This is a genomic window from Sulfuriferula sp. (assembly GCF_054605375.1).
Window position 1 is genome coordinate 62,030 of record NZ_JBTSEG010000006.1, and the last position, 24,989, is coordinate 87,018.

At 58.8% G+C, this 24,989-nt stretch carries 23 protein-coding genes; 16 read left to right on the plus strand and 7 right to left on the minus strand.

Translation table 11 applies throughout. From position 1 onward, the window contains the following. Positions 1-11: 11 nt before the first annotated feature. From ACYCZJ_RS05495 to ACYCZJ_RS05535, 9 genes are all read left to right on the plus strand, one after another. The gene (locus tag ACYCZJ_RS05495; protein ID WP_461553216.1) at positions 12-2,390 is read left to right on the plus strand and encodes a glycoside hydrolase family 15 protein; all 2,379 of its coding nucleotides are present in this window, start codon (positions 12-14) and stop codon (positions 2,388-2,390) included. After that, positions 2,387-3,172 (plus strand): glucose 1-dehydrogenase, encoded by a 786-nt coding sequence (locus ACYCZJ_RS05500; protein WP_461553217.1) that lies wholly within the window; start codon positions 2,387-2,389, stop codon positions 3,170-3,172. Before ACYCZJ_RS05495 ends, ACYCZJ_RS05500 begins: the two co-directional genes overlap by 4 nt. After that, positions 3,162-4,685 carry a GMC oxidoreductase gene (locus ACYCZJ_RS05505; RefSeq protein ID WP_461553218.1) on the plus strand — a complete coding sequence of 508 codons (1,524 nt, stop codon included), beginning with the start codon at positions 3,162-3,164 and terminating at the stop codon, positions 4,683-4,685. The genes ACYCZJ_RS05500 and ACYCZJ_RS05505 overlap by 11 nt, the downstream gene beginning before the upstream one ends. 203 nt (positions 4,686-4,888) lie before the next feature. Then, positions 4,889-6,028, plus strand: coding sequence for an MFS transporter (locus tag ACYCZJ_RS05510; RefSeq protein ID WP_461553219.1), 1,140 nt, complete (start codon positions 4,889-4,891; stop codon positions 6,026-6,028). Between the two features lie 174 nt (positions 6,029-6,202). Then, positions 6,203-6,892 carry a response regulator transcription factor gene (locus ACYCZJ_RS05515; RefSeq protein ID WP_461553220.1) on the plus strand — a complete coding sequence of 230 codons (690 nt, stop codon included), beginning with the start codon at positions 6,203-6,205 and terminating at the stop codon, positions 6,890-6,892. Then, positions 6,876-8,153 (plus strand): ATP-binding protein, encoded by a 1,278-nt coding sequence (locus tag ACYCZJ_RS05520; RefSeq protein WP_461553221.1) that lies wholly within the window; start codon positions 6,876-6,878, stop codon positions 8,151-8,153. Before ACYCZJ_RS05515 ends, ACYCZJ_RS05520 begins: the two co-directional genes overlap by 17 nt. A 331-nt stretch (positions 8,154-8,484) precedes the next feature. Beyond that, entirely contained in the window at positions 8,485-9,702 is a 1,218-nt protein-coding gene (locus ACYCZJ_RS05525) for a TolC family protein (protein ID WP_461553222.1), read from the plus strand. After that, complete coding sequence (locus ACYCZJ_RS05530) at positions 9,699-10,748, plus strand: efflux RND transporter periplasmic adaptor subunit (protein WP_461553223.1); 1,050 nt, start codon at positions 9,699-9,701, stop codon at positions 10,746-10,748. The genes ACYCZJ_RS05525 and ACYCZJ_RS05530 overlap by 4 nt, the downstream gene beginning before the upstream one ends. Positions 10,749-10,948: 200 nt before the next feature. Continuing rightward, a complete protein-coding gene (locus ACYCZJ_RS05535) occupies positions 10,949-14,062 on the plus strand; it encodes an efflux RND transporter permease subunit (protein WP_461553224.1) in 3,114 nt (1,037 codons plus the stop codon). A 3-nt stretch (positions 14,063-14,065) separates the two neighbouring features. Here the strand turns inward: ACYCZJ_RS05535 and ACYCZJ_RS05540 are convergent, their stop codons facing one another. From ACYCZJ_RS05540 to ACYCZJ_RS05550, 3 genes are read right to left on the minus strand one after another with little or no spacing between them, the layout of a single operon-like run. Next, positions 14,066-14,677 (minus strand): DedA family protein, encoded by a 612-nt coding sequence (locus ACYCZJ_RS05540; protein ID WP_461553225.1) that lies wholly within the window; start codon positions 14,675-14,677, stop codon positions 14,066-14,068. After that, positions 14,674-15,696 (minus strand): cytochrome d ubiquinol oxidase subunit II, encoded by a 1,023-nt coding sequence (gene cydB / locus ACYCZJ_RS05545; protein WP_461553226.1) that lies wholly within the window; start codon positions 15,694-15,696, stop codon positions 14,674-14,676. Before cydB ends, ACYCZJ_RS05540 begins: the two co-directional genes overlap by 4 nt. A 49-nt stretch (positions 15,697-15,745) precedes the next feature. Then, entirely contained in the window at positions 15,746-17,137 is a 1,392-nt protein-coding gene (locus ACYCZJ_RS05550) for a cytochrome ubiquinol oxidase subunit I (protein WP_461553227.1), read from the minus strand. 504 nt (positions 17,138-17,641) lie between these two features. Between ACYCZJ_RS05550 and ACYCZJ_RS05555 the strand changes: the two genes are divergently transcribed. From ACYCZJ_RS05555 to ACYCZJ_RS05585, 7 genes are all read left to right on the plus strand, one after another. Next, positions 17,642-17,836 (plus strand): hypothetical protein, encoded by a 195-nt coding sequence (locus tag ACYCZJ_RS05555; protein WP_461553228.1) that lies wholly within the window; start codon positions 17,642-17,644, stop codon positions 17,834-17,836. After that, complete coding sequence (locus tag ACYCZJ_RS05560; RefSeq protein WP_461553229.1) at positions 17,800-17,997, plus strand: hypothetical protein; 198 nt, start codon at positions 17,800-17,802, stop codon at positions 17,995-17,997. Before ACYCZJ_RS05555 ends, ACYCZJ_RS05560 begins: the two co-directional genes overlap by 37 nt. A 207-nt stretch (positions 17,998-18,204) precedes the next feature. Continuing rightward, positions 18,205-18,657, plus strand: a complete 453-nt coding sequence (locus tag ACYCZJ_RS05565; RefSeq protein ID WP_461553230.1) for a DUF6998 domain-containing protein — start codon at positions 18,205-18,207, stop codon at positions 18,655-18,657. A 107-nt stretch (positions 18,658-18,764) separates the two neighbouring features. Further along, positions 18,765-19,505 carry a sulfotransferase family protein gene (locus tag ACYCZJ_RS05570; RefSeq protein WP_461553231.1) on the plus strand — a complete coding sequence of 247 codons (741 nt, stop codon included), beginning with the start codon at positions 18,765-18,767 and terminating at the stop codon, positions 19,503-19,505. Between the two features lie 123 nt (positions 19,506-19,628). Then, positions 19,629-20,363, plus strand: coding sequence for an NAD-dependent epimerase/dehydratase family protein (locus ACYCZJ_RS05575; RefSeq protein WP_461553232.1), 735 nt, complete (start codon positions 19,629-19,631; stop codon positions 20,361-20,363). Positions 20,364-20,579: 216 nt separating this feature from the next. Next, complete coding sequence (locus ACYCZJ_RS05580) at positions 20,580-20,762, plus strand: superoxide dismutase family protein (protein WP_461553233.1); 183 nt, start codon at positions 20,580-20,582, stop codon at positions 20,760-20,762. A gap of 68 nt (positions 20,763-20,830) precedes the next feature. Next, the gene (locus ACYCZJ_RS05585) at positions 20,831-21,454 is read left to right on the plus strand and encodes a GGDEF domain-containing protein (RefSeq protein WP_461553234.1); all 624 of its coding nucleotides are present in this window, start codon (positions 20,831-20,833) and stop codon (positions 21,452-21,454) included. A 224-nt stretch (positions 21,455-21,678) separates the two neighbouring features. Here the strand turns inward: ACYCZJ_RS05585 and ACYCZJ_RS05590 are convergent, their stop codons facing one another. The 4 genes from ACYCZJ_RS05590 to rsmI all read right to left on the minus strand — a co-directional run bounded on the left by ACYCZJ_RS05590 (position 21,679) and on the right by rsmI (position 24,949). Next, the gene (locus ACYCZJ_RS05590; protein ID WP_461553235.1) at positions 21,679-21,906 is read right to left on the minus strand and encodes a hypothetical protein; all 228 of its coding nucleotides are present in this window, start codon (positions 21,904-21,906) and stop codon (positions 21,679-21,681) included. Positions 21,907-22,356: 450 nt separating this feature from the next. Then, complete coding sequence (locus ACYCZJ_RS05595; protein ID WP_461553236.1) at positions 22,357-22,863, minus strand: hypothetical protein; 507 nt, start codon at positions 22,861-22,863, stop codon at positions 22,357-22,359. A gap of 191 nt (positions 22,864-23,054) precedes the next feature. Then, positions 23,055-24,098: a dihydroorotase gene (gene pyrC / locus ACYCZJ_RS05600; RefSeq protein ID WP_461553237.1), complete on the minus strand. Its 1,044-nt coding sequence runs from the start codon at positions 24,096-24,098 to the stop codon at positions 23,055-23,057. Then, positions 24,095-24,949 (minus strand): 16S rRNA (cytidine(1402)-2'-O)-methyltransferase, encoded by an 855-nt coding sequence (rsmI, locus tag ACYCZJ_RS05605; RefSeq protein ID WP_461553238.1) that lies wholly within the window; start codon positions 24,947-24,949, stop codon positions 24,095-24,097. The genes pyrC and rsmI overlap by 4 nt, the downstream gene beginning before the upstream one ends. Positions 24,950-24,989: the final 40 nt, after the last annotated feature.

A 24,989-nucleotide genomic window follows, 5' to 3' on the forward strand; every position in this document is an offset into this window, starting at 1 on the left:
CAGAGGACACAATGAAAAACAGCATCCCGCAACCTGCAGGTACCGCCCCGGCGCCAGAGTGGCGCAACCCGGCCTCCTGGTCATCTGCGCGCAAGGATATGACAGGCACCACACTCGGCGCCTCACGGCTGTGGTTCAGCGTAGCGCAGGGAATCGTCAGCGAGGTGTATTACCCGCGCCTGGATATTCCGCAACTCAAGGATCTCGGCCTGATCGTCGCCGATGGCCAAGGCTTCTGGCAGGAATTACGTAGACTGCCCGGCTATACCCTGGAATTCGTTGCGCCCGGCATCCCGGTAGTGACCATTCACCACCGGCATGCGCGCTTCGACCTGCACCTGCGCATCTGTCCCGACCCGCAACGCGACGTGCTGCTGCTGGATATCGAGCTGGAGGGCGATACGGAATTGCGCCCTTATCTGCTCGCCGCACCACGTCTTGGTGGAGACAGCCTCACCAACCGCGCCTGGGCGGACAGCTGGGAGGGCCGCTCCTTGCTATGGGCGGAACAGGGCCCTTTCGGGATGGCGCTGATGTGTGCCGGTAATGACGGGTTACCCGGTTTTGGCATGCGTTCAGCGGGCAGCGTGGGGGAAAGCGATTTATGGCAGGATTTCGACCGCCACCGGCGCATGACCTGGTGCTTTGCCGATACCGAGCCGGGTGAGGTGTCGCTGGCTGGTGAACTGCCACATCGCTGTACGGTGGCGCTGGGTCTGGGCAGCAGCAAGGAAGCCGCTGCCACACTGGCCTGGAGTGCATTGATGCGAGGGTTCGAGCCGGCCTGGAAAGATCAATGTGCAGACTGGGAAAACTGGCAAAAGAACTGGCAACTGCCGGTGGCCCTCAGTGCCTTGCCTGATGCTGCTCAGCAACTGTTGCAACGCTCTGCCAGCGTGCTCAAGATACACCAGGACCACACTTACCCGGGGGCCGCTGTCGCCAGCCTGTCGGTACCGTGGGGCGAATCCAGCTCGAGTCAGGGCGGCTACCATCTGGTATGGTCACGCGATCTGGTGGAGACTGCGGGCGCATTGTTGGCCATGGATAAACTCGACGATGCGCGCGCCATCCTGTGCTACCTGATGGCCACCCAGCAGAGCGACGGCCACTGGCTGCAAAATCAGTGGCTAGGCGGCAAACCGTTCTGGCAGGGCATCCAGCTGGACGAAACCGCTTTCCCCGTACTGCTGGCCGCCGCTCTGCATGCACGCGACGCGCTGGCGCAAATTCCGGTACACGATACGGTGCGTCGCGCGCTCGATTTCATCCTGCGTGAGGGCCCATCCACAGGTCAGGATCGCTGGGAGGAGGACGCCGGCATCAATACCTTCACCCTCGCCGTGGCCATCGCCGCATTGGTAGAAGGCACCGCTTTCCTGCAAGGCCGCGAGCGCGATTGCGCACTGATGCTGGCGGATTACTGGAATGCCCGGCTGGAAGACTGGACCTGGGTGGAAGACACGCAGCTGGCGCGCAGCCTTGGCGTACCCGGCTATTATTTGCGTAGCGCCCCCACCGACGAGCTCATCCACGACGGCGCCAAACTCGAACACCTGCTGATCAAAAACCGCGCTATCGATCCCGATCTTCCCGCCGAGGAGCAACTGGCAACCGATTTTTTGCAGCTGGTGCGCTACGGACTGCGCGATGCCCATGATCCATGCATCGCGGCGAGCGTCACCGCCATCGACAAGCTGCTCAAGACCGATACGCCCAACGGCCCGGTATGGCATCGCTACAACGGTGACGGTTACGGCGAACATGCCGATGGCAGACCCTTTGACGGCAGCGGACACGGACGCGGCTGGCCGCTGCTTACCGGTGAACGGGCGCATTATGCATTGATGGCCGGAGATGACGTGTTGCCCTACATCAACGCCATCACAGCCATGACCGGCTCCGGTGGCCTCATTCCTGAACAGGTATGGGACGCCGATCCCATTCCTGCACGCGATCTCTATCCGGGCCAGCCCAGCGGTTCCGCAATGCCGCTGGTGTGGGCGCATGCCGAGTACATCAAGCTCTGCCTGAGCCACGCGCAGGGCTATCCGGTGGATCGTCCGGTGCAGACCTGGCTGCGCTATCACGGCCAGCGTCCGGCCATTTCCTACTATCTGTGGCGTCTGCAACAGCGCCCGCGCAACCTGCCCGCAGGCAAGGAACTGCGTCTGCTGTTGCACTCACCCGCCCGCGTGCACTGGGGGCACAGCGGCTGGCAGGACATCGCCGATGTGGACACGCAGGACTGGGGGCTGGCGCACATCGCCATCCTGCCGACGACGCAGCTGAGGCCGGGCGACACACTGGAATTCACCTTGTACTGGCCTGAAACCGGGCAATGGCAAGGCGAGAATTTTTCCCTTCACATCACTGGAGACGCATCATGATGCAAATTGATTTAAGCGGGCGCCGGGCGCTGGTTACCGGCGCCAGCTCCGGTTTGGGTGAAGCCGTTGCAACGGCTTTAGCCAGCGCAGGCGCACAGGTGGCGATTAACTACCTGCATGACAAAACAGCCGCAGATGCGGTGGTGGCACGCATCGCCAAGCAAGGCGGCAAAGCGCAGGCGTTTCAGGCTGACATCGCCATAACGGGCGATGTCACGCGGCTATTCGAAGAAGTCGGCGCCGCATTCGGCGGGCTGGATATTCTGGTCAACAATGCCGGCATCGACGGTGGCTCGGCCAATTGTGCCGGCAGCGATCCGGACCAATGGGCGCGCGTCATCGCGGTGGACCTGCAAGGTCCCTACTACTGCGCGCGCCAGGCACTGCAATGGATGCTGCCGCAGAAACGCGGGGTCATCATCAACATCACCTCGGTGCATGAATTCATCCCCTGGTCGGGTTATAGCGCCTACACCAGCGCCAAGGCCGGGCTGTCCATGTTTACCAAAACGCTGGCGCAGGAAGTGGCGGGAGACGGGGTACGCGTACTCGCTATCGCACCCGGCGCCATTCGCACCCCGATCAACGCCAATGTATGGGAGGACACACAAGGATTGGCCGATCTGGATCAGAAAATTGCCATGGGACGCATGGGCGAGCCGGATGAAATCGGCCAGGTCGCGGCTTTCCTGGCCAGCGATCTGGCCAGCTATATCACCGGCACCAGCATTGCGGTGGACGGCGGCATGCTGATCTACCCGGACTTCCGTCATGGCGGATGATCTGGATGCCGATCTGATCATCATCGGTAGTGGTGCCGGGGGTGGCACGCTGGCGCGTGCGCTGGCGCCCAGCGGTATTTCCATTCTGGTGCTGGAGCGCGGCGATTATCTGCCCAGGGAAAAAGCCAACTGGCAGGCCGAAGCCGTATTCCACGCGCACCGCTACCATACGCAGGATCATTGGCGCGATGGGGCCGGGCGCCTGTTTCAGCCCGCCACCGGCTACCACGTGGGGGGCAACACCAAGCTCTACGGCGAGGATTTTGTGGCGCGCAAGCATGCCGACGGCAGCACCCCGAACTGGCCGATTGGCTATGCCGACCTGCGCCCGTTCTACGATGAAGCAGAACGCTGGTATTACGCGCACGGCTTGGCCGGTGCCGACCCTACGGAGCCACCGCGCAACGATTATCCATGGCCGCCGTTCACCCATGAGCCTTACATGGTAGAAGTGGCGCGCCAACTGAAAACGCTCGGGCTGCACCCCTTTCCGCTGCCGCTGGCGCTGGATCGGGACGAAGATCATCCGCAACAAAGTGCCTGCATACGCTGCGACAGCTGCGACGGTTTCCCGTGCCTGGTGCATGCCAAGGGCGATGCGGAAACCTGCGGCATCCGCCCCGCATTGCAGCACGCCAATGTTCATATTCTGCCTGGTGTCCGGGTGCAAAAACTCCTCACCAATAGCGCTGGCAGCCGCGTGGAAAGTGTGGAGGCGCTGGACCTGCAAGGAGCGCGACGTTTCCGCGCGCGCGTGGTTGTCGTCGCTGCCGGCGCCATCAATTCCGCCGCGCTGTTACTGGCTTCAGCCAGCACCCGGCACCCGCGCGGGCTGGCGAATGGCAGCGACCAGCTCGGGCGAAACTACATGTGCCACCTCAACAGCGCCTGCATTGCCATCGATCCGCGTCGCCGCAACCCGACCGTGTTTCAGAAAACCATTGCCATCAACGATTTTTACCATAGCTCGGGCGAGGTGGATTTCCCCTACCCGCTCGGCCATATTCAAAATCTCGGCAAGGTCACCCCGGCCATCCTCAAGGCCCAGCGCCCGGCCTTGCCCTGGCCACTGGCGCGCTGGGCGGCGCAGCATTCGGTGGACTGGTGGCTGACCACGGAAGACCTGCCGCGCCCGGACAACCGGGTTAGCCTGGACGCTGACGGCACCATCCGGCTGCACTACCAACCCACCAACGAAGCCGCGCATCAGCGCCTGGTCGGTGGCTGGAAAAACATCCTGAAACGGCTCGGCTATCCGCTCGTCTTCACCCAACGCATGGGCATCGAGGCGGTGGCCCATCAGGTGGGCACGGCACGTTTCGGCACCGACCCCGGCGCCAGCGTGCTCGACCTCCATTGCAAAGCGCATGAGCTGGACAACCTGTATGTGGTGGATGCGTCGTTCATGCCCTCCATCGCCGCCGTCAATCCGTCGCTGACCATCATGGCCAACGCGCTGCGCGTCGGCGCCCATCTGTGCCAGCGTTTCGCTCAGGGCGATTGGCATGGATAGGCTACTGGTGTGCCGAAATGGGGATTGAAAAGCACTTTGGCCACAGAGAACACGGAGGAAACGCGCTTCCCAGGCCTGAGTACCCAGTCGGTCAACTCAAAATACGGCATACCCGCGCCTATTCTGTGGCCTCTGTGTTCTCTGTGGCTGCAACTGCTTTTTCCAGATTCATGACATTGACGACCTAATCGAGAGATTCAGACATGGCCAAGCTCAGCGCCGTCGCAGTCTATACAGCAGGTTTCCTGCAAGGTTGCGCGTTTGTCCTGATCCCGGCGCTCGGCACCATTCTGGCCGCGCCGCCTTACCACCTGTCCAGCAGCGCATATGGCGTGCTGTTTCTGCCGCAGACGCTGGGCGCCATCTTCGGCGCGCTCGCTGCCGACACGTTGCACCAGCGCATCGGCAGTCGCGGTCTGTTCCGTACCGGCGTTGCAGCTAATGTGGTCGCCCTGCTCCTGCTGGCCGGCGCGGCCTATAGCCGTGGCACGCTGGCGCATGCCTTGCTGTTGATGGAAACACTATTTCTCGGCGTGGGTTTTGGCTTGACGCTGGCTGCCGTCAATCACTATGCGGCGCTGCTGTTTCCCCGTACCGCCACGATGGCAGTCACCTTGCTCAACGCCGGCATCGGCGGCGCCACCGCGCTCTCCCCGCTCATCCTGCATGGCATTACTGCCTGGACCAGTTGGGGCGTATGGCCGCTCATGCTGGCAGCGGGATTCGGACTGGTGCTCTTTCTGCCGCTCCCGGCAAGCACTGCCAAAACGGGTGAATCACCGCGCTGGCAAGCCGCCATGCTGCTGTTTGCGCTGGCCGCATTTCTCTATGCCATCGGCGAGGGCATCTTCGGCAGTTGGGCCAATATTTACATCAGCGTGAACAAGGCCCTGCCGACACATTACGGGGCACTGGCGCTCTCCGCTTTCTGGGGCAGCATGACGCTGTTTCGCATCTTGCTGGCGCTAGTGCCGGAGCGCGTGATCGCGCAGCGTTGGCTTTATCTGGCGGCGCCGCTCGGCATGGGCGCCTGCTTCGCTACGTTGCCATTTCTGTCCAGCGCCTGGACTTTGATAGGCACGTTTGCACTGGCCGGCGCAGCATGCAGCGTCTACTTTCCGTTTTCCATGTCGTATGGTCTGGCCGCCTTTTCCGGGCAGCAGACGCGCATGGCCGGTCTGATGGTGGCTGCGCTGATGGCCGGTGAGGGCATCGGCTCATTTGCCCTTGGGCCTTTGCAAAGCCTGGTCGCGCTGCCGCGCATCTATCTGTTTTCGGCCCTGTTGGCGGTGCCGCTGTTCGTGCTCGGCTGGCGCCTCTCGGCGCGGGCAAAAACCAGCTAGACTAGTTATCGGCTGACAAAAACAACAACGCCGTTAAGAATAAAGTAAGTTTTCTCGGCGCAATATTCAGACATGGATATCGAATCATTACGTTCAGAATTCATGTCGACACAACCTGCTTGTCCGTGACGGTTTAATGGCCGGGTTAATAATTGCAAATCACAAAGGCTTACCGTGCGAATTCTAATCATCGAAGACGATCATGTTATTGCAGCCAACCTGTATGACTATCTCGAAAGCAGAGGCCATACCGTCGATGCGGCGATGGAAGGCGTGATGGGGCTGCGCATGGCGGTCACCCAGAAATGGGACGTCATCCTGCTTGACGTGTCGTTACCCGGCATGAGTGGTCTGGACCTTTGCCAGAAGCTGCGCCAAGAGGCCGGCCAGGACACGCCCATTCTCATGCTCACGGCACGCGACACACTTCAGGACAAACTCGACGGATTTGCCAGTGGCGCCGATGATTACCTGGTCAAACCCTTTGCGTTACGGGAGGTTGAAGCGCGCGTGACTGCACTGGTGAAGCGCTATCGGGGTCGGGTCACAAATTCCGTGTTACGCGTTGGTGATTTGGTCTTTCATCCCGAGACTTTAGTCGTCGAGCGGCATGGTGAAGAAGTGAAGCTGCCGTCCAAATGCTTGCGCATCCTCGAACTCATGATGCAAAACCCAAACCGGGTATTCAGTCGCGCGGAGCTGCAAGCCGCAGTGTGGGGCGAGGAACAGACCGACAGCGACACGTTGCGCACGCACATCTACATGCTGCGCCGCGCACTGACCGAACGCGGTGGAAGCGATCCGATCGAAAATATTCGCGGTGAGGGCTACAAGCTGGTGACGTCGAATGCGCATCAAGCATAGTCTGCGGCTCAAGGTCGCGTTAAGCTTCGCCCTTTTCACTGTTCTGATTCTCGTCGCGCTGATGGTGGGTGTCCTGTCGCTGGCAGAAAAACAGGCGGAGCAGTTAATTGATGCCACTGTCTCCGACGAAATGTCGCATCTGATGCATGAGTACCAGCGTAGTCCTCAGATATTTCCTCCCCGCACGCAAAACCTTCACGGTTACATCATCCAAAATGACGACGAGAACGCTACGCTGCCCAGTTACCTGCGTAAGCTCGGTCCGGGTATCCATCACACGTTCGTGGGTGACAGGGAACTGCACATTGCCGTCCGGTATTCCGGAACGACCAAGTTTTACCTCGTCTACGATGTCAGTCGCTATGAGCAAGGCATCAAGCAATTCAGGGTGGCACTACTGTTCATCACCGCCGTCATATCAGCGCTCACCGTTTGGATGGCCTTCTGGCTGGCCGGTCTTCTGACCCGGCAGGTATCCGATTTGGCAAATCAGGTGGAGAGCTTAAGCCCCAATGATATGAAAATACCTTTGGCCGCCAAATACAATGACGAGGAAGTGCTCGGCCTGGCCCGCGCGTTTGACGGCTATCACCAGCGGGTTCAGGAACTCCTCGACCGGGAACAGGAATTCACTGCGAATGCCAGCCACGAATTGCGTACCCCCTTGACCCAAATCAAGACAAGTTGTGAACTCATCGCCCAGAATACCGCTCTCGACGCCAGGTCAAAAAGACGTTTGAATGACGTCAATCAGGCCGTTGACCATATGACTGAAGCCATCAATTCCTTGTTGTTGCTGGCGCGAGGCGGCTCGCAGGGGGCAACAGACTCGATTCCAGTTAAAGCGTGCCTCGATATGATCATAAACTCGTGCGCCGATACACTTGCCGCCAAGCCAATCTTGCTGGAAATAAGCATTGCCCCCGAAGCCACCCTGCAAGTCCACCGGGACGCGTTCGATCTTGTACTCACCAACCTGATCAAGAACGCGATCGTCTATACCGAGCAGGGCAAAATTTCTGTCCGCTACGAAGCGCAGCGCTTATGCATCGAAGACACGGGCATTGGTATCTCTGCTGCCGACCTTCCTCATATCTTCGAGCGGTTTTATCGGGGAATCCACCCCATGGAGAAACAGGGCGGCCTAGGGTTGGGACTTTCGATCGTAAAAAGAATCTGCGACCAATCCGGCTGGCGGATTACGCTGCATAGCGAAGAAAACCGGGGAACCCGAGTCATGATCGACTTTTCGCCTGTCTAGATTTCATGGCGACTTGACGCAGATTTGACATTCGCCGAACTATTATCGTCGGCAATGTGTACTTCTTTTCTCCCTATCTTCGGGGAAGCTTCGGCTTCCAGTTTTTTTTGCAAGGAGTAATGGCATGAGGACATTGTTCCTACTTAGTATTGCGGCGTTGCTGTCTGGCTGCGCGATGCAGTCATATCAAGCACGGCCTCTTGATCCAGCCAAGCTGGCAAAGTCCTATGAGGCACGTACGCTCGACTCCGCAGAACTCCATCAATTCATCCAGACGAGTTTGGGTCAGGAGGATGTGATTCCTTGGCCGCCCAAAAGCTGGAGCGGGAAGATGCTTACCTTGGCCGCCTTTTATTACAGCCCTGATTTGGATGCGGCGCGCGCTAAATGGGGAACGGCCAAGGCGGGCATTGTTACTGCCGCGCAGCGGCCCAATCCAACGCTGCAATTGCCTTTTCAACACACGACCGGCTCAAGCGGAAGCTCCCCGTGGACGTTTGGCCTGGGACTCGATATTCCGATTGAAACCGCGGGCAAGCGTGGGTACCGGGTAGCGCAAGCTCAACAATTGTCGGATGCCGCCCGCTTCAGCATCGGCAACGTGGCCTGGCAAGTCAGAAGCCGGCTGCGTGCACAACTGCTTAAGCTTTACACCGCTACCCAAAAGACCTCAATACTGAAGCAGCAGATCGAGGCTCAGAGTCAGATCGTCAAGATGCTGGAGCAGCGTCTCTCGGCGGGCGAGGCATCCGCCACCGACGTGAATCAGCAGCGCATTGCGCTGATCCAAAGCCGCACTGACCTGGCGAATGCGCAAAAGCAGAGGGAAGATGCCCGTGCCCAGGTGGCAAGCGCAATCGGCGTGCCGGTGAGCGCACTGGACGGCATCCCTATCAGCTTTGCAGAGTTCGACCGGATTTATCCGGATATCCCGATGCGAGACGCCCAACGCCAGGCGATCCTTAACCGGGCGGACCTGTTGAGCGCGTTGGCGCAATACCAGGCTAGCCAGGAAGCCTTGCAGCTTGCAATCGCCAATCAATATCCGGACATCCACCTGGGGCCTGGCTACCTCTGGGATCAGGGCGCGACCAAGATCGCCTTCGGTGCTAGCGGCATCGCCCTCCCCATCCTCAATCAAAACCAGGGGCCAATCGCCGAGGCAAAAGCGCGCCGCGCCGAAGCCGAGGCGAACGTAATATCACTACAGGCGCAGGCCATCAACCAAACGGGCCAGGCGCTGGTCGCTTACCATGCGGCGCTTAACAGCTTAAGCCAGAGCGAAGCGCTCTTGTCCGCGCAACAACAGCAACTTTCATCTGTGCAGAATTTGTATAGGGCGGGCGAGACAGACCGCCTGATGTTGACGCTGGCGCATCAGGCTCTTTTTACGGTTCTCCTCGCCCGTCAAAATGCGCTTATGCAAGTCCAGCAATCGTTAAACCAGCTGGAAGATGCGATCGAGCGCCCACTGGACGGCGCTATCGAAGTAAGCACACTGCCTGACCCCGCGCGCAACGCGCCTGCCAATCAAGGATCCCGGCCATGAAACACAAACGTAATATCCTCGTGGGCCTGATCGCCGCTGTGATCATTATCGGCGCGGTTATCTGGATACGCAGCAAGCCGGCCCAGCCCGCCAACCCGGCGGCTAGCTCGCGAGCGGCCACGACCAGCGCAGGTACGATTGAGATCACCCCCCAGCAACTGACGGCGAGCGGCATAGCAGTGCAGGCGTTGCCCACCACGCGTTTCCAGCCGCAGACCAGCGCTTACGCCAGCGTGCTGGACCCGGGGCCGTTGCTGCAGTTGCGCGGACAACTGCGCTCGGCACAACTCCAGACCGACGCGGCGCGCGCCCAGGCGGCGGCCTCGGAACGCGAATACCGGCGTCTGGCTGTGCTTAATGGTCAGGACCACACCGTGTCGGACAAAGTGACCGAAGCGGCGCGTGCCACCCGGGATGCAGACCGCGCGCATCTGGAAGCGGCACAGGCAGGCTTATTGGCTGCCCGCGACACGGCGCGCAGCCGCTGGGGCGACGTGCTGGTGGGCTGGGCGCTCGCCGCACGCTCGCCGCAACTGGATGCGCTGAATTCCGGGCAGCAGGCTTTACTTTCCGTCGCATTGCCGCACAGCGAGGCGGCAGGTACACCACCGCCAACCATCCATATCGGCGTGCCCGGAAGCAGCGGGACTCAGATCATTGCGCGCCTCATATCGCCTTCGCCGCTGGCCGACCCGGTCATCCAGAGCCCGGCTTATTTTTACCAGGCGCCGCGCGGCGGATTGCGCACCGACATGCGCATTGAGGCCTTGCTGCCCGCCGGCCCCTCTCTCGAAGGCGTTACCATCCCGAACTCGGCTGTAGTCTGGTACGCCAACCGGCCGTGGGTCTACGTGCAGTCCACCGATACACAATTCGTGCGCCGCGAAATCGCCGTCAACACACCCGCACCCGGCGGCTGGTTTGTTGCGCAGTGGCACGCTGGCGAACGCGTGGTGGTCCAGGGCGCCGCGCTGCTGTTCTCGCAGGAATTCCAGCCGAAACCGCAACCGGGCGCCCCGAGCAGCGGCGGCGATGACGATGATTAACGCGCGAATTAAGTTAAATAAAAAAGGCGATTTATCCACGAAAAACACAAAAGACACGAAATAAATCAACGGCGAAATGCCTGCTTACCCTATTTCGTGCTTTTTGTGTTTTTGCGAGTTATTGCCCAAGGGCAATATCCCTGCGAGAACCATTTCGTGGACCAACTATTTTTTCTTGGTTGAAAGGATTTTTCCCTTCCATGCTGACTCCCATCGTTCGCTTTGCCATCCGCTTTCGCGGCGTCGTCATCGCCCTGGCCATACTGCTGGCGGGGTATGGCCTGTTCGCTCTCAGCCATGCGCGGCTGGATGTATTTCCGGAATTCGCGCCACCTCAGGTGCAGGTGCAGACCGAGGCTCCGGGCTTGTCGCCCGCCCAGGTGGAAGTACTGGTCACCCAACCCCTGGAGAACCGGCTGGCCGGCCTGACCGGTATCAAGACCATGCGCTCCAAGTCGTTTCAGGGGCTGTCCATGATCACCCTGACTTTCACGGCGAACACCGATATCTACCGGGCCCGGCAGGTCGTGGCTGAACAAATGGGCGGCACTGCCGCTACGCTTCCTCAGGGCGTGAAGGCGCCGGCCTTGCTGCCGCTGGCTTCATCCACCAGCGTGGTGCTGAGTCTTGGTCTGACCTCGAAGTCGCGCTCCCTGATGGAACTGCGCACCCTTGCCGACTGGAGCGTCAAACCACAGCTGCTTTCCGTGCACGGGGTGGCGGGCATTTCCGTATTTGGCGGTGAGGTGAAGCAGTTGCAGATCCAGATCGCCCCCGACAAGCTGGTGCGCTACGGCCTGGCTATCCAGGACGTGGTCGATGCGGCAAAACGGGCAACCGCAGTGCGCGGCGCCGGCATCATCGAAAACAACAACCAGCGCATCACGCTGGAAACCACCGGGCAGCCCATCTCCGCCGCAGCGTTGGGAGCGGTGGTGCTGCGCAATCAGGGCGGCGCCACGCTGCACCTGGCAGACGTCGCGAATGTGACGGTGGCGCCCGCCCCCGCAGTCGGTGCGGCTTCGATCGAGGGGCAGCCGGGAGTGATGCTGGTGGTCGAGGAACAGTACGGCGCGAATACCCTGGCCGTGACCCGTGCACTGGAACAGCGCCTCGCGCAGCTCAAACCCGCCCTCACTGCCGAGGGCGTGACGCTGAATCCCGACCTGTTCCGTCCGGCCAACTTCATTGAAACCGCGATCAGCCACCTGCGCACCGCGCTGCTGATCGGCGCTGCGCTGGTGCTGATCGTACTGTTCCTGTTCCTGTTCAACGCACGCGCAGCGGTCATTTCTGCCACGGCGATTCCGCTCTCGCTGCTGACTGCGGTGATCGTGCTGAATCACTTCGGTATCGGCCTCAATACCATGACGCTGGGCGGACTCGCCATCGCCATCGGCGAGGTGGTGGACGACGCCATTGTCGATGTGGAAAACATTTTCCGGCGCCTGCGCGAAAACCGCCTGCTGGCTGCACCGCTGAATGCGGCGCAAGTGGTGCTGAGTGCCTCGCTTGAAGTGCGCGGTGCAGTGATCTACGCTACCTTCATCGTGGCGCTGGTGTTCGTACCTGTACTGACGCTGTCCGGCGTCGCGGGCAGCCTGTTCGGCCCGCTGGCAATCGCTTATATTGCGGCCATCATGGCTTCGCTGGTGGTGGCGCTGACGCTTACCCCGGCGCTGGCCTATGCGTTGCTGGCAAGTCGTGCCGCTGAAGCAAAAGAGCCGCCGCTGGGTAAATGGCTCAAGGTACGCTACACCCGTCTGCTCGCCGGCATCGATCAGCGCGCGGGTGCGGCGATTCTGGTCGTGGTGTTGCTGTGCGGTGCGGCATTGGTGGTGCTGCCGTTCATGCAAGGCAGCTTCCTGCCCACGCTGCGCGAGGGACATTTCATCGTCCATATGAAAATGGCACCGGGCACGTCGCTGGCCCAGTCGCTTGCGCTGGGGCAACGTGTGAGCGCATCGCTCAGCCGGATTCCGGGAATACGTTCAGTGGCCCAGCGCGCGGGACGGGCCACCCAGGTGTCGGATCCGGCAGGCGCATTTTCGAGCGAGTTCGAGGTGGACCTGACGCCGCTCTCGGGCCCCGGACAACAGCGCGTATTGAATGCCATCCGCAGCACCGTTGCGCCATTCGTGGGCGCGAGTTTCTCGGTCAACACCTTCCTGACCGAGCGCATCCACGAAACAATTTCAGGCTACACCGCGCCGCTGGTCGTGGATATCTACGGCAACGACCTCGACGTGCTCGACCGCAAGGCCGAACAAGTCGCCGCCGCGATACGCAGCGTGCCGGGCGCCGGCGCGGTGCAGGTACAGGCGCCGACAGGCAGTCCGCAACTGGTCATCCAGCTGCGCGACAGCGCCCTGTCGCGGCTCGGCATCGCCCCGGTCGACGCCCTGAGTGCGATTCAAACCGCCTACGCCGGTACCCAAGTCGGCGAGGTGTACGAGGGGAGTCGCGTATTCGACGTGACGGTGGTACTGGCGCCACAGCTGCGCCAAAGTCCGGCGCAAGTGGGCGAGCTGCCGTTGAAGACATCGGACGGCCGCATGGTGCTGCTCAAGGACATTGCCGATATTCACCAGACCGATGGGCGTTATTTAATCCTGCACGACGACGCGCAACGCCTGCAGGTAGTGACCGCAGACGTCAAGGGACGTGCGCTGTCGAGTTTTGTCACGGCGGTAAAAAAACACATCGCGGCCCAGGTCACGCTGCCGCGCGGCACTTACCTGGTCTACGCCGGCGATGCGCCGGAGCAGGCCCGCGCGCAACAGGATCTGCTGTTGCATTCGGCACTGGCGGCGGCGGGCGTAGCGCTGCTGCTGTATATGGCGCTGGGCGGCGTGCGCTCGACCATTCTGGTGTTCGTCAACCTGCCGTTCGCGCTGGCCGGCGGCGTGGTAATGGTGCTGGTCACTGGCGGGGTATTGTCGATCGGCTCGCTGGTGGGTTTCGTCACCCTGTTCGGCATTACCCTGCGCAACGCCATCATGCTGATCTCGCACTATCGCCATCTGGTCGAGGTGGAAGGCGTGGCATGGGGCAAGGATGCAGCGATACGCGGCGCAGCGGAACGCCTGTCGCCGATCCTGATGACGGCGCTGGTCACCGCGCTGGGGCTGCTGCCGCTGGCGCTGACCAGCGGCGCGCCCGGCAACGAGATCGAAGGCCCGATGGCCACCGTCATCCTGGGCGGGCTGATCACCTCCACGCTGCTCAACCTGCTGATCCTGCCGACCCTCGCGCTGCGCTACGGGCGGTTTGAGGGCCGCGCACAACGGGAAGATGATCTGGCGCAGACTTAGATTTCAGCGGCTGCGCGACCGTTTCGACATGGCCCAGTAAACAACTGCAACCAGCAGGGCCAGCGCCAACGCGCCCGCCAGCCACAACTCTGCCGTATGAACCCGCAGCAGCCATGCTTCAATCCGCTTGCCGAAATAGTAGACGCCCGCACTCCATGCGCCAACCCACAGGAGCGCGCCCAGCGCGTTGTAGACTGCGAAGCGTTTCCAGCCCATTCCGGCACTGCCCGCAACGATGCCGTTGAGCTGTCGCAGCACCGGGAAGAAACGCGCGACGATGACGACTTCCGGGCCGTAATGCGCGAAGAAGCGTTCCGTCTTATCCAGTCGTTCCGTGCTGATACCTACGCGCGCACCGTGACGAACCACCAGCTTGCGGCCACCGAAATGACCAATGGCATAGCCCAGGTTATCGCCCAGCGCTGCTGCAGCCCATGCCGTCAGACCTACCAGCCAGATGTTGAGCTGACCCTGTGTGGCGAGAAACGCAGCCGCGACCAGAAACGTCTCGCCTGGCAACGGCAGGCCTATCGACTCCGCAAATAACACACCGAATAGCGCGCCGTAACCGTACTGCAGAATATAGGGGTGGGCGGTGGCCAGCAGACTATTCATTGACCGCCATGGTCGTCGTCACCATAAGCCAACCCATCCACCTTGCCGCTGAACACCAGATATTGATAGCCGTTGTAAAACAGCATAATCGGTATCAGTGGCAGGATGCCAACCAGCATGAACAATTGCGTGCCGGGGGAAGCTGCCGATGCACTCCAGGTCAACGCAGGCATGACCGCATACGGATACAGACTCGCAACCAGACCCACAAACGACGCCACGAACAGCAGCAACGTGCCCAGAAATGGCCAGTATTCGTGCCGTTTAAGGTAAGCCCAGATGGTGAGCAGCGCTGCGAATACAGCGACACCTCCGGCTAGCGCATAGGGCAGTGCTCCATTGCCGGTCCAACGCGCCGCGATATGCGCGTTGTGCAGCGGCGTCAACGCCAATACCAGTGCGCCGGTCGCCAAGGCTCCCAGCAGTAGCCAGAAGCCACGCTGATAAGCGCGATCCTGCATCTCGCCCGTGGACTTTAGTATTAACCAGCCTGCGCCCATCAAGGCATAACCGAGCACAACGCCCAGCGCAGTCAGCAACGTGAATGGCGTCAACCAGTGCCAGCCATGCTGCACATAGTTGCCGGCCTCGGTCGGCCAGCCTTGAATCAGGGCGCCCAGTATCATGCCCTGGCTAACCGCAGCGCCCAGGCTACCCAGACCAAAAGTAAAATTCCACAGCCATTTTCGCCCGCTGGCATGGCGGAATTCAAATGCTACGCCACGCATGATCAGCGCAAACAACATCACCATGACTGGAATATACAAGCCTTGCAGCAAGGCTGCGTAAACCGGCGGAAATGCGCCGAATAACACGCCGCCCAACAACACCAGCCAGGTTTCATTGGCATCCCATACACTGGACAGGCTTGCCATCATCAAGCCGCGCCGGTCTTCATCGCAAGCGACCAGAGACAGAATACCTACCCCGAGATCGAATCCGTCCAGCACCACATACAGCAGCAGAGACAGCCCCGCTACGCCGATCCAGAATGCCACCAGGAAAGTTTGCATATCCATACAGCATTTGTCCTTGAATGATTAAACCGTGTTGCCATGCGCAGCGTGTTCAGATACGCCGATCCTGCCAGGCATGTGGCGGCGCCTTTGGCGGCTCCAGCGTCAAATCGGGGCCTTTGCGTAACCAGCGCCGGGCAAAAATAAAGAACGCAATTGCCAACACGATGTACAACAACGAATAGCCGGCTATGCTGAACATGACGCTGGACGCAGGTAATTTCGAGGCCCCCTCGCTGGTGCGCAATATCCCGTAGATCAACCAGGGCTGACGCCCGACCTCGCGCACGATCCAGCCCATTTCCACCGCCACGTAGCCCATCGGCACCGCCCACAACCAGCCTTTGAGCAGCCATGGCCGCTGCTGCCAGTCCTGTTCCCGCCAACCGTGACGCCACGCCTGCCACAGACTCATGGCCATCAACGCAAAAAAGTAAAAACCGATCGCCACCATCAAACGGAAACTGTAAAACAACAGCGGCAACGCGGGTGGCCGATCCTGCGGCGCAATATCGAGCAGGCCTTTTACCTGACCGTCCCAGCTATGGGTGGCCAGCACACTCAATACATTGGGGACTTCCAGTGTCCAATCGTTACCGCCCTTTTCCGCATCGGGCCAGGCAACGACTGCCCAGGGCGCGCCCTGCCCAAGCGAATTGGTATGCCAGTGTCCTTCGATTGCCGCACCCTTGGCTGGCTGATACTGGAATACGGATTGCCCGGAACCGTCACCCAAGAATATTTGCAGCGGGGTAATCAGCACCGCTGCCAATACCGCCATTTTCAGGCTTTTCATGAAAAACGCAGGATTACGGTTTTTCAGCACATACCAGGCGGACACGCCGCCGACCACGAAACAACCCACTTCCAGCGCGGCCACCCACATGTGGCTCACGCCCCAAATCATGTCCGGATTGAACATGGCGGCCCAGAAGTCGGTCACCACAAAATGGCCGTTCACAACCGTCCCGCCTGCCGGGGTTTGCATCCAGGAATTCGCCATGACGATCCACAGCGCCGACAAACTGGCGCCCACCGCCACCATCAGCGTTGCAAAGAAATGCACGGCCCGTGGCACGCGCTTCCAGCCCAGCAGCATGATGCCGAGGAAGCCTGCCTCCAGCATGAACGCCATGGCGCCTTCGAAGCCCAGCACCGCGCCGAAAAAGTCGCCGGCAAAGCGTGAGAATTCCGCCCAGTTGGTTCCAAATTCGAATTCCAGCGGCAGGCCGGTAACGACCCCTACACCGAAATTCAGCACAAATAATTTTGCCCAGAAACGCGCATGTCGATAGTAGTCAACGTCGCCCGTCTTGAGCCAGAGCGCCTCGATTACAACCAGAAAGAACGACAACCCGATGGTGAGTACCGGCCACAGAATATGAAACAGCGCGGTCAAGGCGAATTGGGCACGAGACAGATCGGTAACGAGCGTGGCTGACATGAGTGATTGCATTAGCAAATTAGGATGTACTTAATAATAATTCATCGACTGACTTGCAAACCTTAAGTTCAATCCGCAAGCCAATTACATTTGGCTTATATCCCCCAAGCCCGGGCATGACCCGGGACATATCCCCCGCACTTACTTCCAACGAATCCACAACATTACAATAAATCAACTGCCTGTAAATATGGCATGCGACATGCGTCGTATCGCTTGGGCAATTATCTGAACAAAACAATCGCAACAGGAGGTTCCCATCATGAACAAGCGAATCATGCCATCCGCAAAATTCACATTACCCATCATGTTATCCATGTCGCTCATATCCGGTACCAGCTATACAGCGCTATCCATGACTCACCCAAATCTGCGCATTGAAATTAAAAATACACCGAAAATAGCGGTTGGGCCAATCCCGAGATGGAACACGCGGCGGCATCATCCGACACACATCCTCAAGCAGAGCAGGGGGTGAAGGAGGTACAGAAATCCGGTTTCGACATGAACAGACCATCCATCATCGGACGTGGTTATCACAGCGAAGAACATCCGCTCGGCTTCTACACTCGCGGCGATCACATCAAAACCCGGGGTGGCATCGACGCCTTCTTCTGGGTACCCGGCCACGGCCCGCTAGCCGTGGCCTGGAAGGCGCTGCGGTGGCAGGTGGCATCAGCGCCCTGGTCGCCACACTGATGAGTCTGGGCATGCCCAAACACAGCGCGATCAAATACGAGACCTTGCTCAAGGCAGACAAATATCTGGTCATCGCTCATGGCAGCGTCGAGGAAGTGGATAACGCCCGGGAAATCCTGCAGCGTGCGAATGCGCTGGAAACCAAACAGTTAGCCGCCTGATTTACACTTGCTTCGGTCAGAACCGACAGTTTGAGTAGTGTCGATCGGCATGAACATCGCGAGGGCGGCTAATAGACAGCGCCGCCCTTGATCTGGCAGAAAACCCGTTGCACCTCAATAAAATACCATGGCATGATGCGCGTCAGTATTGTTGGCTATTAGCCCGGACGCATATATTCGGTTAATCACTGTTATGTCCCGAAAAGAATGGATGAGATAGCAGAAATCCTGAGCGAAGCTAAAGCGTTGGCGAGAAAATATCGCAAGCTCACTGGTAAGCCGCTCGGCATTACCGGCGAGATCGCCGAATTCTCAGCCGCACAGATTCTTGGCTTGGAGTTAGCGATAGCCAGGCAGTCCGGCTATGATGCAATACGGCGAGAAAACGGGCGGGAAACAAAAATACAAATTAAAGGCAGGTGTATCCCTATCAACGCAAAACCGGGGCAACGTCTTGGCAGCATCCAGCTTGATAAAGAATGGGACACCGTACTCTTGGTGCTAATGGACGAAGACCTAACAGTATTAAGCATATATGAAGCCACGAGGCCTGCAATTGAACACGCATTGCTCGCGCCAGGCTCGAAAGCGCGCAATGAACGTGGTGCTTTACCCGTAAGCAAATTCAAGGCTATAGGGTATGAAGTCTGGAAACGTTAAGTCGTCGCAATCAATGTGTTCAAGATCGTTCGCTGTCGCTCACTGCGGCACACTCCTTACATGCCCTTATCCACCGTAGCTAAATCAGTTAAAGGGGAGATATAACCATGGCGCTTGAAATAATCGGTACAGGCTTCGGACGCACCGGCACATTGTCTGTATACACCGCGCTTCAGCAATTGGGTTTTCCGTGCTATCACATGTTCGAGGTGCTGGAAAACAAGGACAACAAATCGCATCTGGATTTTTGGCGCAAGGTCGCCAACACTGCGCCGGGCACGCAGCATGACTGGACGCAGGTATTTTCAAAATATACCGCCGCGGTGGACAACCCGGCGTGTTGTGTATGGCGGGAACTGCTGGTCGCCTATCCCGATGCCAAGGTATTGCTGACTGTACACCCGCGTGGCGCCGAAGCCTGGTATGAAAGCACGATGGACACCATTTATTTCACGGAGAAAATGTGGCAGTTCAAGGTACTGGAATTAGCTACGCCGTTCGGGCGAAAGTTTGGCGACATGTCCCGCAAGCTGATCTGGCAGCGCGCGCACAAGGGCACCATGGAGGATCGCGACCAGGCCATCGCTCACTACCATCAACACATCGCTGATGTAAAAGCAGCGGTTTCCCCGGATCGGCTGCTGATATTTTCCGCCGACCAGGGCTGGCAGCCGCTTTGCACGTTTCTGGAAGTTCCGGCGCCCGAATCAGAATTTCCCAACGTCAACGATCGTGCAGCCATTAAAAAAGCATTGAATGGCATGACGCGTGGCGCCTATGTCATTCTAGGTGCAGGTGCGGCAGCCGTGGCTGGTTTGATTTATGGTGCGATGCATTTCTTCGCCTAAAAATAAAGGCATGGCGAACCATCAGGGGCTCGCCCTACTCACCTGGACTGGTCGCGTACGGTGCTGTGCCAGCCTATTAACTCAAAGGCAATCATTTTTCGAGGAAGCAGGAGGCCAGGCGAAGTGAACAAAAACATTTTTGTGGCTGGCGCGGGAGGAGCTATCGGCCGCAGGCTGTGCCCGTTACTGATTCAGGATGGCTGGGTGGTGACTGGCACAACTCGCTCGGTTGAGAAAGCGGCGGCGCTACGCGCCATGGGCGTAACGCCGGTGATTGTAGACGTATTCGACGAGCAGGCACTGCTCGACATTGTTTGCTCGGCACAGCCAGCGGTTGTGATGCACCAATTGACTGACCTGCCGCCTGCGCTCGACCCTGCGAAAATGCCCGAAGCGCGAATCCGCAACGCGCGTCTTCGTGAAATCGGTACGCGCCATCTGGTTGCCGCTGCCGTCGCTGCGGGAGCCCGCAGGATGGTCGCCCAAAGCCTTGCCTTTGTTTATGCGCCCGGCCCGCTACCCTACCGCGAGGATGCGCCGCTGGATCTGAATGACCCTGATGCGGGATTATCAGCCCGTGCCGTTGCCAGTCTCGAACAGCAGATGCTCGGTGCGCCATTCGAGGGGATTGTGCTTCGTTACGGCAAGCTCTATGGCCCAGGGACCGGCTTCGATAAGCCATCTGCTGGCGGGCCATTGCACGTGGATGACGCTGCCGATGCTGCACGCCGTGCAGTCACAAGCGGCCATGCAGGGATTTACAATATCGCGGAGGAGGATGGCACCGTTGCCATCGCCAAAGCCGTGGCCGGACTGGGCTGGCGGCCAGGATTCCGCTATGACGGAAACAATCGTTGATCGAGCACGATACCGGCGGCAGAGCGCTGCCTGGTATCTGCGCTTTAGTAAACCTGCCGGTCCATGATCTACTAGCAATCATTAATTCATTGCACATCAATCAATTGCGATGGCACTATATGTTGGATATTGAAATTTCAAGTCAGCAAGCCGCATGAGATTTGCTACTGTCCGATACCGTTAGCGTATCCATCACCTGTCAATTGGGGGATCAACATGAAAACCGGATCGTTGATATTTGCGCTTGTTTCCAGCCTTGCCTCGCTTGCGCCGCGCCTGAAAATGGCTGGCATGAAGGGGCGTTCCGTGATGGCGCATACGGGCGGGGACAATCATGCCGATCACCCTGCCCCACTGGGCGGAGGCGGTGCTCGCGTGGCCTGCGGCATAGTACTTTAAGATACACATTTTTTTGACGGGCAATCCATTGCACCATCTTGCCTGTCTGCACTTTGAACGGAGTTCCAATGACGACAGCACAGGATACCTGCCCCAATTGCACCCACTTGCGTCAACAGTTGTCTGAACATGAACAGACGATCGAGGCGTTGCGCCATCAGATGGACAAATTATCCCGGCATGACGCACTGACTGGTGTACTCAATCGGCGCAGCCTGTCCGAGATGCTTGATGCCGAATTGCAACGTGCATTGCGAACCGGCCACCCTTTTAGCTTCGCCATCATGGACATCGATCATTTCACTGCAGCGAATGACCAGCATGGCCGGCAGGCAGGGGATGCCGTATTGAAAACGGTAGCCGATACCGCAATCAAGCTGCTCAGGACGGTGGACCGTTTTGGCCGCCTGGACAATGATCAGTTCGGCATCGTATTGCCGGCCACATGGCTGGATCATGGCTTGATAGCAATGGAGCGGTTAACCAAAGCCGTGGCGGAGTGCAACTGGGCAGCCATCGCGCCAGGCATGACGGTGACCTTTTCAGCGGGCATCACCACCAATGCGCCAAAAGATACCGTCGAAGTGATCATCAAACGCGCAGAAAAAGCCCTCGCTCAGGCAAAACAGGAGGGCGGAAATCGCACCGCACAAATGGAAGAAGCGCTACCGGATTTCCCGTCAATGGATTAACGGTAAGCGCAGAGCAACCCTGATTCATCCGGAAACGCGGTCTCCATGGCTAGTCCTGCGCACCGCCTGTGCTTCTTGATTTTTGTTGAGCCTTTGATCGTGGGGATGTCTAGCGATGGGTCTTGCCGGCTCACTTGGGAATCTCCAGCCGCCGTACCGGTTGCGGTTGATAGCGCCCCGTTTTCAGGTCGTTGTGCAGTTCTTCAAGATGGCGTTGCGCGCGACTATCGAAGCGCTTGACGCTGATTCGATCTACGCCCGCCGCCCCCTTGTTGCGCCGCACCAGCTGCCATCACTTCCGGCCGGTATACCTTGTCCATCAGGCTGAACCATTTGCCTCCTTGGACGCCGTTATCCAGCGCCGCCAACATGCGCCCCGTCCACACTGCGGCTTCGACCCATGCCCGGTTTTGGGTGGGGATGTCTGTATCTTGTTTAGTCGTTTCCAGCACTGCCGATACTCCTGCTCGCCGTTCGCTTTCAGTGCCCTGGTCCGGCTTTTGCGCATCTACCTTCCTGCCTCGCTTCCCTGTGCACGGGTTATGTTGTCCCGCGCTTCACCATGTCCGGTGCCAGATGCTTTAGGACGCTGTTTGTGTTCTCCGTTTGCCGCCTGGTTTCCCGGCGGTGCCACATTGTCGATCCTACGGACCGGTCGTTCATCTCCGGTTGCTCTCCACCTCGCCTCACAGCGACGCAGTTACCTTTGATTGCGGAGGCATGGCTTTCTCCGGCACGGATTTCCACCGTGCTGTTCATGCGCCTTCGCACGCGCACGCGCAATGCGCTTCGCTTATTTATGTTGTTGATCTGGCATGAACAAAACACGGGTTGGTATCGATGGAGACGGAATGTGGCGGATAGCGCGGGAGCCCGGGATTTTGGGTCAACGGGTTAACCGTTCATTTTTCTACTGTTGAGTTTTCATACTGATCCCATGGCACTTCAGAGACTTGGTACTCGCCTTGTGCTTTAGCCCAGGCATGCACATCTGAAAAATATGCATCGTCATCATCCGCTAAATTATTTCCATCAGATGCTGCGACTATTTCCCGGGAAGGTTTAATTGGGAATCGCCAGTAAATTTTCTCAACTACTGTGCCTGTGGTTTTGAAAATATGGGATATCAGATTATTCTCTAAAATGATGGAATAACGGAATCGCTTTAATGGTTCGGATTCTATCAAGACAACGAAATGATTGTTACCCTCCAGCTTAAAGCAAGTTACCCGTGTCTCTGCTCCGCTATCATTGAAGTACCCTGTTATGAAATCCGTTATCGCACTCTTCGCCTTATTAAGCCGTCTTTTCTTGTGAAAGATGTACAGGATATACGAAAGCAGGAGAAGGACATCAGCAGCAACTATGTATAAAGCCAGGGAATCCAAATTAATTGTCAATGTAAGCATGAAGCATCCTCATGATTATCAATTTAACTTTTTACCGTTTGCCGGAATAGTGTAACGCTTGCACCCTGATTAATTCCCTCCCGGACTCCATCAAGATCATATTACCATTAAAGCCTATGCCAGCTTTCCATTTACCTGGCTGACCGTCAGTTGATTGCCGCATCCAAGCACCCCATACCAAGGCTTGCCACTTATCCCGCTTCGTTGACCAGCCGCCACGCCACCGATTCTCCCGCCCTGAGCGGCACCAGCATTGTCTCGCCCAGGGGTAGCGCATCGGGCACCACCCAGATTTCACGTTTCAGCGTGATGCGCTCGCTGTTACGCGGCAAACCGTAAAAATCCGCCCCGAAATGGCTGGCAAAGGCTTCCAGCTTGTCCAGCGCGCCGGCTGCTTCAAACGCTTCGGCATAGAGTTCGATGGCGGCATGCGCAGTGTAGATACCGGCGCAGCCGCAGGCGGTTTCCTTTGCGCCTACCGGATGCGGTGCGCTGTCGGTACCCAGAAAGAATTTTGCGCTGCCGCTGGCGGCGGCGGTAATCAGTGCCTGGCGATGCGCTTCCCGCTTCAACACCGGCAAGCAGTAGTAATGCGGGCGCATGCCGCCCTGGAACAGGGCGTTGCGGTTGTACAGCAGATGGTGTGCAGTAATGGTAGCCGCCACGTGGGCGGGTGCGGCGTTTACAAACTCGACGCCTTGTTTTGTCGTGAGATGTTCGAGCACGATTTTCAGCGCGGGAAATTTTTTTCGCAACGGGATAAGATGACGCTCGATGAATACGGCCTCGCGATCGAAGATGTCCACCGCCGGATCGGTGACTTCGCCATGCAGTAATAACGGTACACCGTGCTGCTCCATCGCGGCAAATACCGCGTCACAATTGGCCAGATCGGTCACGCCTATATCCGAGTTGGTCGTCGCCCCGGCCGGATAGTATTTCACCGCGTGCACAAATCCACTGGTCTTGGCACGCGCAATCTCACCGGGATCGGTGTTGTTAGTGAGATACAGTGTCATCAGCGGCTGGAAATCCGACCCGGCAGGCAAGGCTGCCAGGATGCGCTCGCGATAGGCGTGTGCATTTTCTACCGTGCGCACCGGCGGCTTGAGATTGGGCATGACGATGGCGCGGGCAAAGCGCCGTGCCGTATCGGGCAGGACCGACTGCATGTCGGCACCATCACGCAAATGCAGGTGCCAGTCGTCTGGGCGAGTAAGGGTAATCTGATTCATGGATTGCTTTCTTCCTTCATTTGCAAAGCCAGCTCGTAGGCGGCATTTTTCTTCAGGCCAGTCAGCTTGGCAGCCAGCTGTGCCGCCTGTTTCACCGGCAATTCTTTCAGCAGTACCGTGAGCGTATCGCGCAGACGCAACATGTTTTCATCCATACCGGCCTCGGGTGCCCCTTCCACGAGCAGCACGAATTCGCCTTTCTGGCGGTTGGTGTCTGCTTCCAGCCACGCCTGCGCCTCGCCTAGCGGCAAACTGTGGATGGACTCAAACAGCTTGGTCAGCTCGCGTGCCAAAGTGACGCGCCGCTCGCCACCCAGAGTTTCGGCCAGATCCGCGACACAGTCGAGGATACGATGCGGGGCTTCATAGAACACCAGCACATAAGGCAGCCGGGAAAGGTCGCTCAGTGCCTGGCGCCGTGCGGACGATTTGGCGGGCAAAAATCCGTAAAACAGCCAGTGCGGCGCCACCACCCCGGCCGCCGATAGCGCACAGATCACGGCACTTGCACCCGGCACCGGCACTACGGCTATTCCCGCCGCATGCGCCGCAGCCACCAGCAATGTACCGGGATCGCTGATCGCCGGGGTACCGGCATCGGTCACCAGCGCCACATTCTTGCCGCCCTGCATGTCTGTTATCAGACGCGCGCTGATCTGCTGCTCATTGTGCTCGTGCAACGCCACAAAACGTGCCTGGATGCCCAGCCGGGTAAGCAACTGGCCGCTGTGGCGGGTGTCTTCGGCCGCGACCAGATCAACCGAGCGCAACACCTCCAGCGCACGCTGGGTAATATCACCCAGATTACCAATGGGCGTTGCCACCACATATAATGTCCCGCATGTATGCATGTTTACCGCCGCTGACGAATCCTGCTATTGTCGCCGCCCC

Coding starts and splice junctions, on each gene's coding strand:
- ACYCZJ_RS05495 (WP_461553216.1), top strand. CDS start 12: ATGAAAAACAGCATCCCGCAACCTGCAGGTACCGCCCCGGCGCCAGAG.
- ACYCZJ_RS05500 (WP_461553217.1), top strand. CDS start 2,387: ATGATGCAAATTGATTTAAGCGGGCGCCGGGCGCTGGTTACCGGCGCC.
- ACYCZJ_RS05505 (WP_461553218.1), top strand. CDS start 3,162: ATGGCGGATGATCTGGATGCCGATCTGATCATCATCGGTAGTGGTGCC.
- ACYCZJ_RS05510 (WP_461553219.1), top strand. CDS start 4,889: ATGGCCAAGCTCAGCGCCGTCGCAGTCTATACAGCAGGTTTCCTGCAA.
- ACYCZJ_RS05520 (WP_461553221.1), top strand. CDS start 6,876: ATGCGCATCAAGCATAGTCTGCGGCTCAAGGTCGCGTTAAGCTTCGCC.
- ACYCZJ_RS05525 (WP_461553222.1), top strand. CDS start 8,485: ATGCTTACCTTGGCCGCCTTTTATTACAGCCCTGATTTGGATGCGGCG.
- ACYCZJ_RS05530 (WP_461553223.1), top strand. CDS start 9,699: ATGAAACACAAACGTAATATCCTCGTGGGCCTGATCGCCGCTGTGATC.
- ACYCZJ_RS05535 (WP_461553224.1), top strand. CDS start 10,949: ATGCTGACTCCCATCGTTCGCTTTGCCATCCGCTTTCGCGGCGTCGTC.
- ACYCZJ_RS05540 (WP_461553225.1), bottom strand. CDS start 14,677: ATGAATAGTCTGCTGGCCACCGCCCACCCCTATATTCTGCAGTACGGT.
- cydB (WP_461553226.1), bottom strand. CDS start 15,696: ATGGATATGCAAACTTTCCTGGTGGCATTCTGGATCGGCGTAGCGGGG.
- ACYCZJ_RS05550 (WP_461553227.1), bottom strand. CDS start 17,137: ATGTCAGCCACGCTCGTTACCGATCTGTCTCGTGCCCAATTCGCCTTG.
- ACYCZJ_RS05555 (WP_461553228.1), top strand. CDS start 17,642: ATGAACAGACCATCCATCATCGGACGTGGTTATCACAGCGAAGAACAT.
- ACYCZJ_RS05565 (WP_461553230.1), top strand. CDS start 18,205: ATGGATGAGATAGCAGAAATCCTGAGCGAAGCTAAAGCGTTGGCGAGA.
- ACYCZJ_RS05570 (WP_461553231.1), top strand. CDS start 18,765: ATGGCGCTTGAAATAATCGGTACAGGCTTCGGACGCACCGGCACATTG.
- ACYCZJ_RS05580 (WP_461553233.1), top strand. CDS start 20,580: ATGAAAACCGGATCGTTGATATTTGCGCTTGTTTCCAGCCTTGCCTCG.
- ACYCZJ_RS05585 (WP_461553234.1), top strand. CDS start 20,831: ATGACGACAGCACAGGATACCTGCCCCAATTGCACCCACTTGCGTCAA.
- ACYCZJ_RS05595 (WP_461553236.1), bottom strand. CDS start 22,863: ATGCTTACATTGACAATTAATTTGGATTCCCTGGCTTTATACATAGTT.
- pyrC (WP_461553237.1), bottom strand. CDS start 24,098: ATGAATCAGATTACCCTTACTCGCCCAGACGACTGGCACCTGCATTTG.
- rsmI (WP_461553238.1), bottom strand. CDS start 24,949: ATGCATACATGCGGGACATTATATGTGGTGGCAACGCCCATTGGTAAT.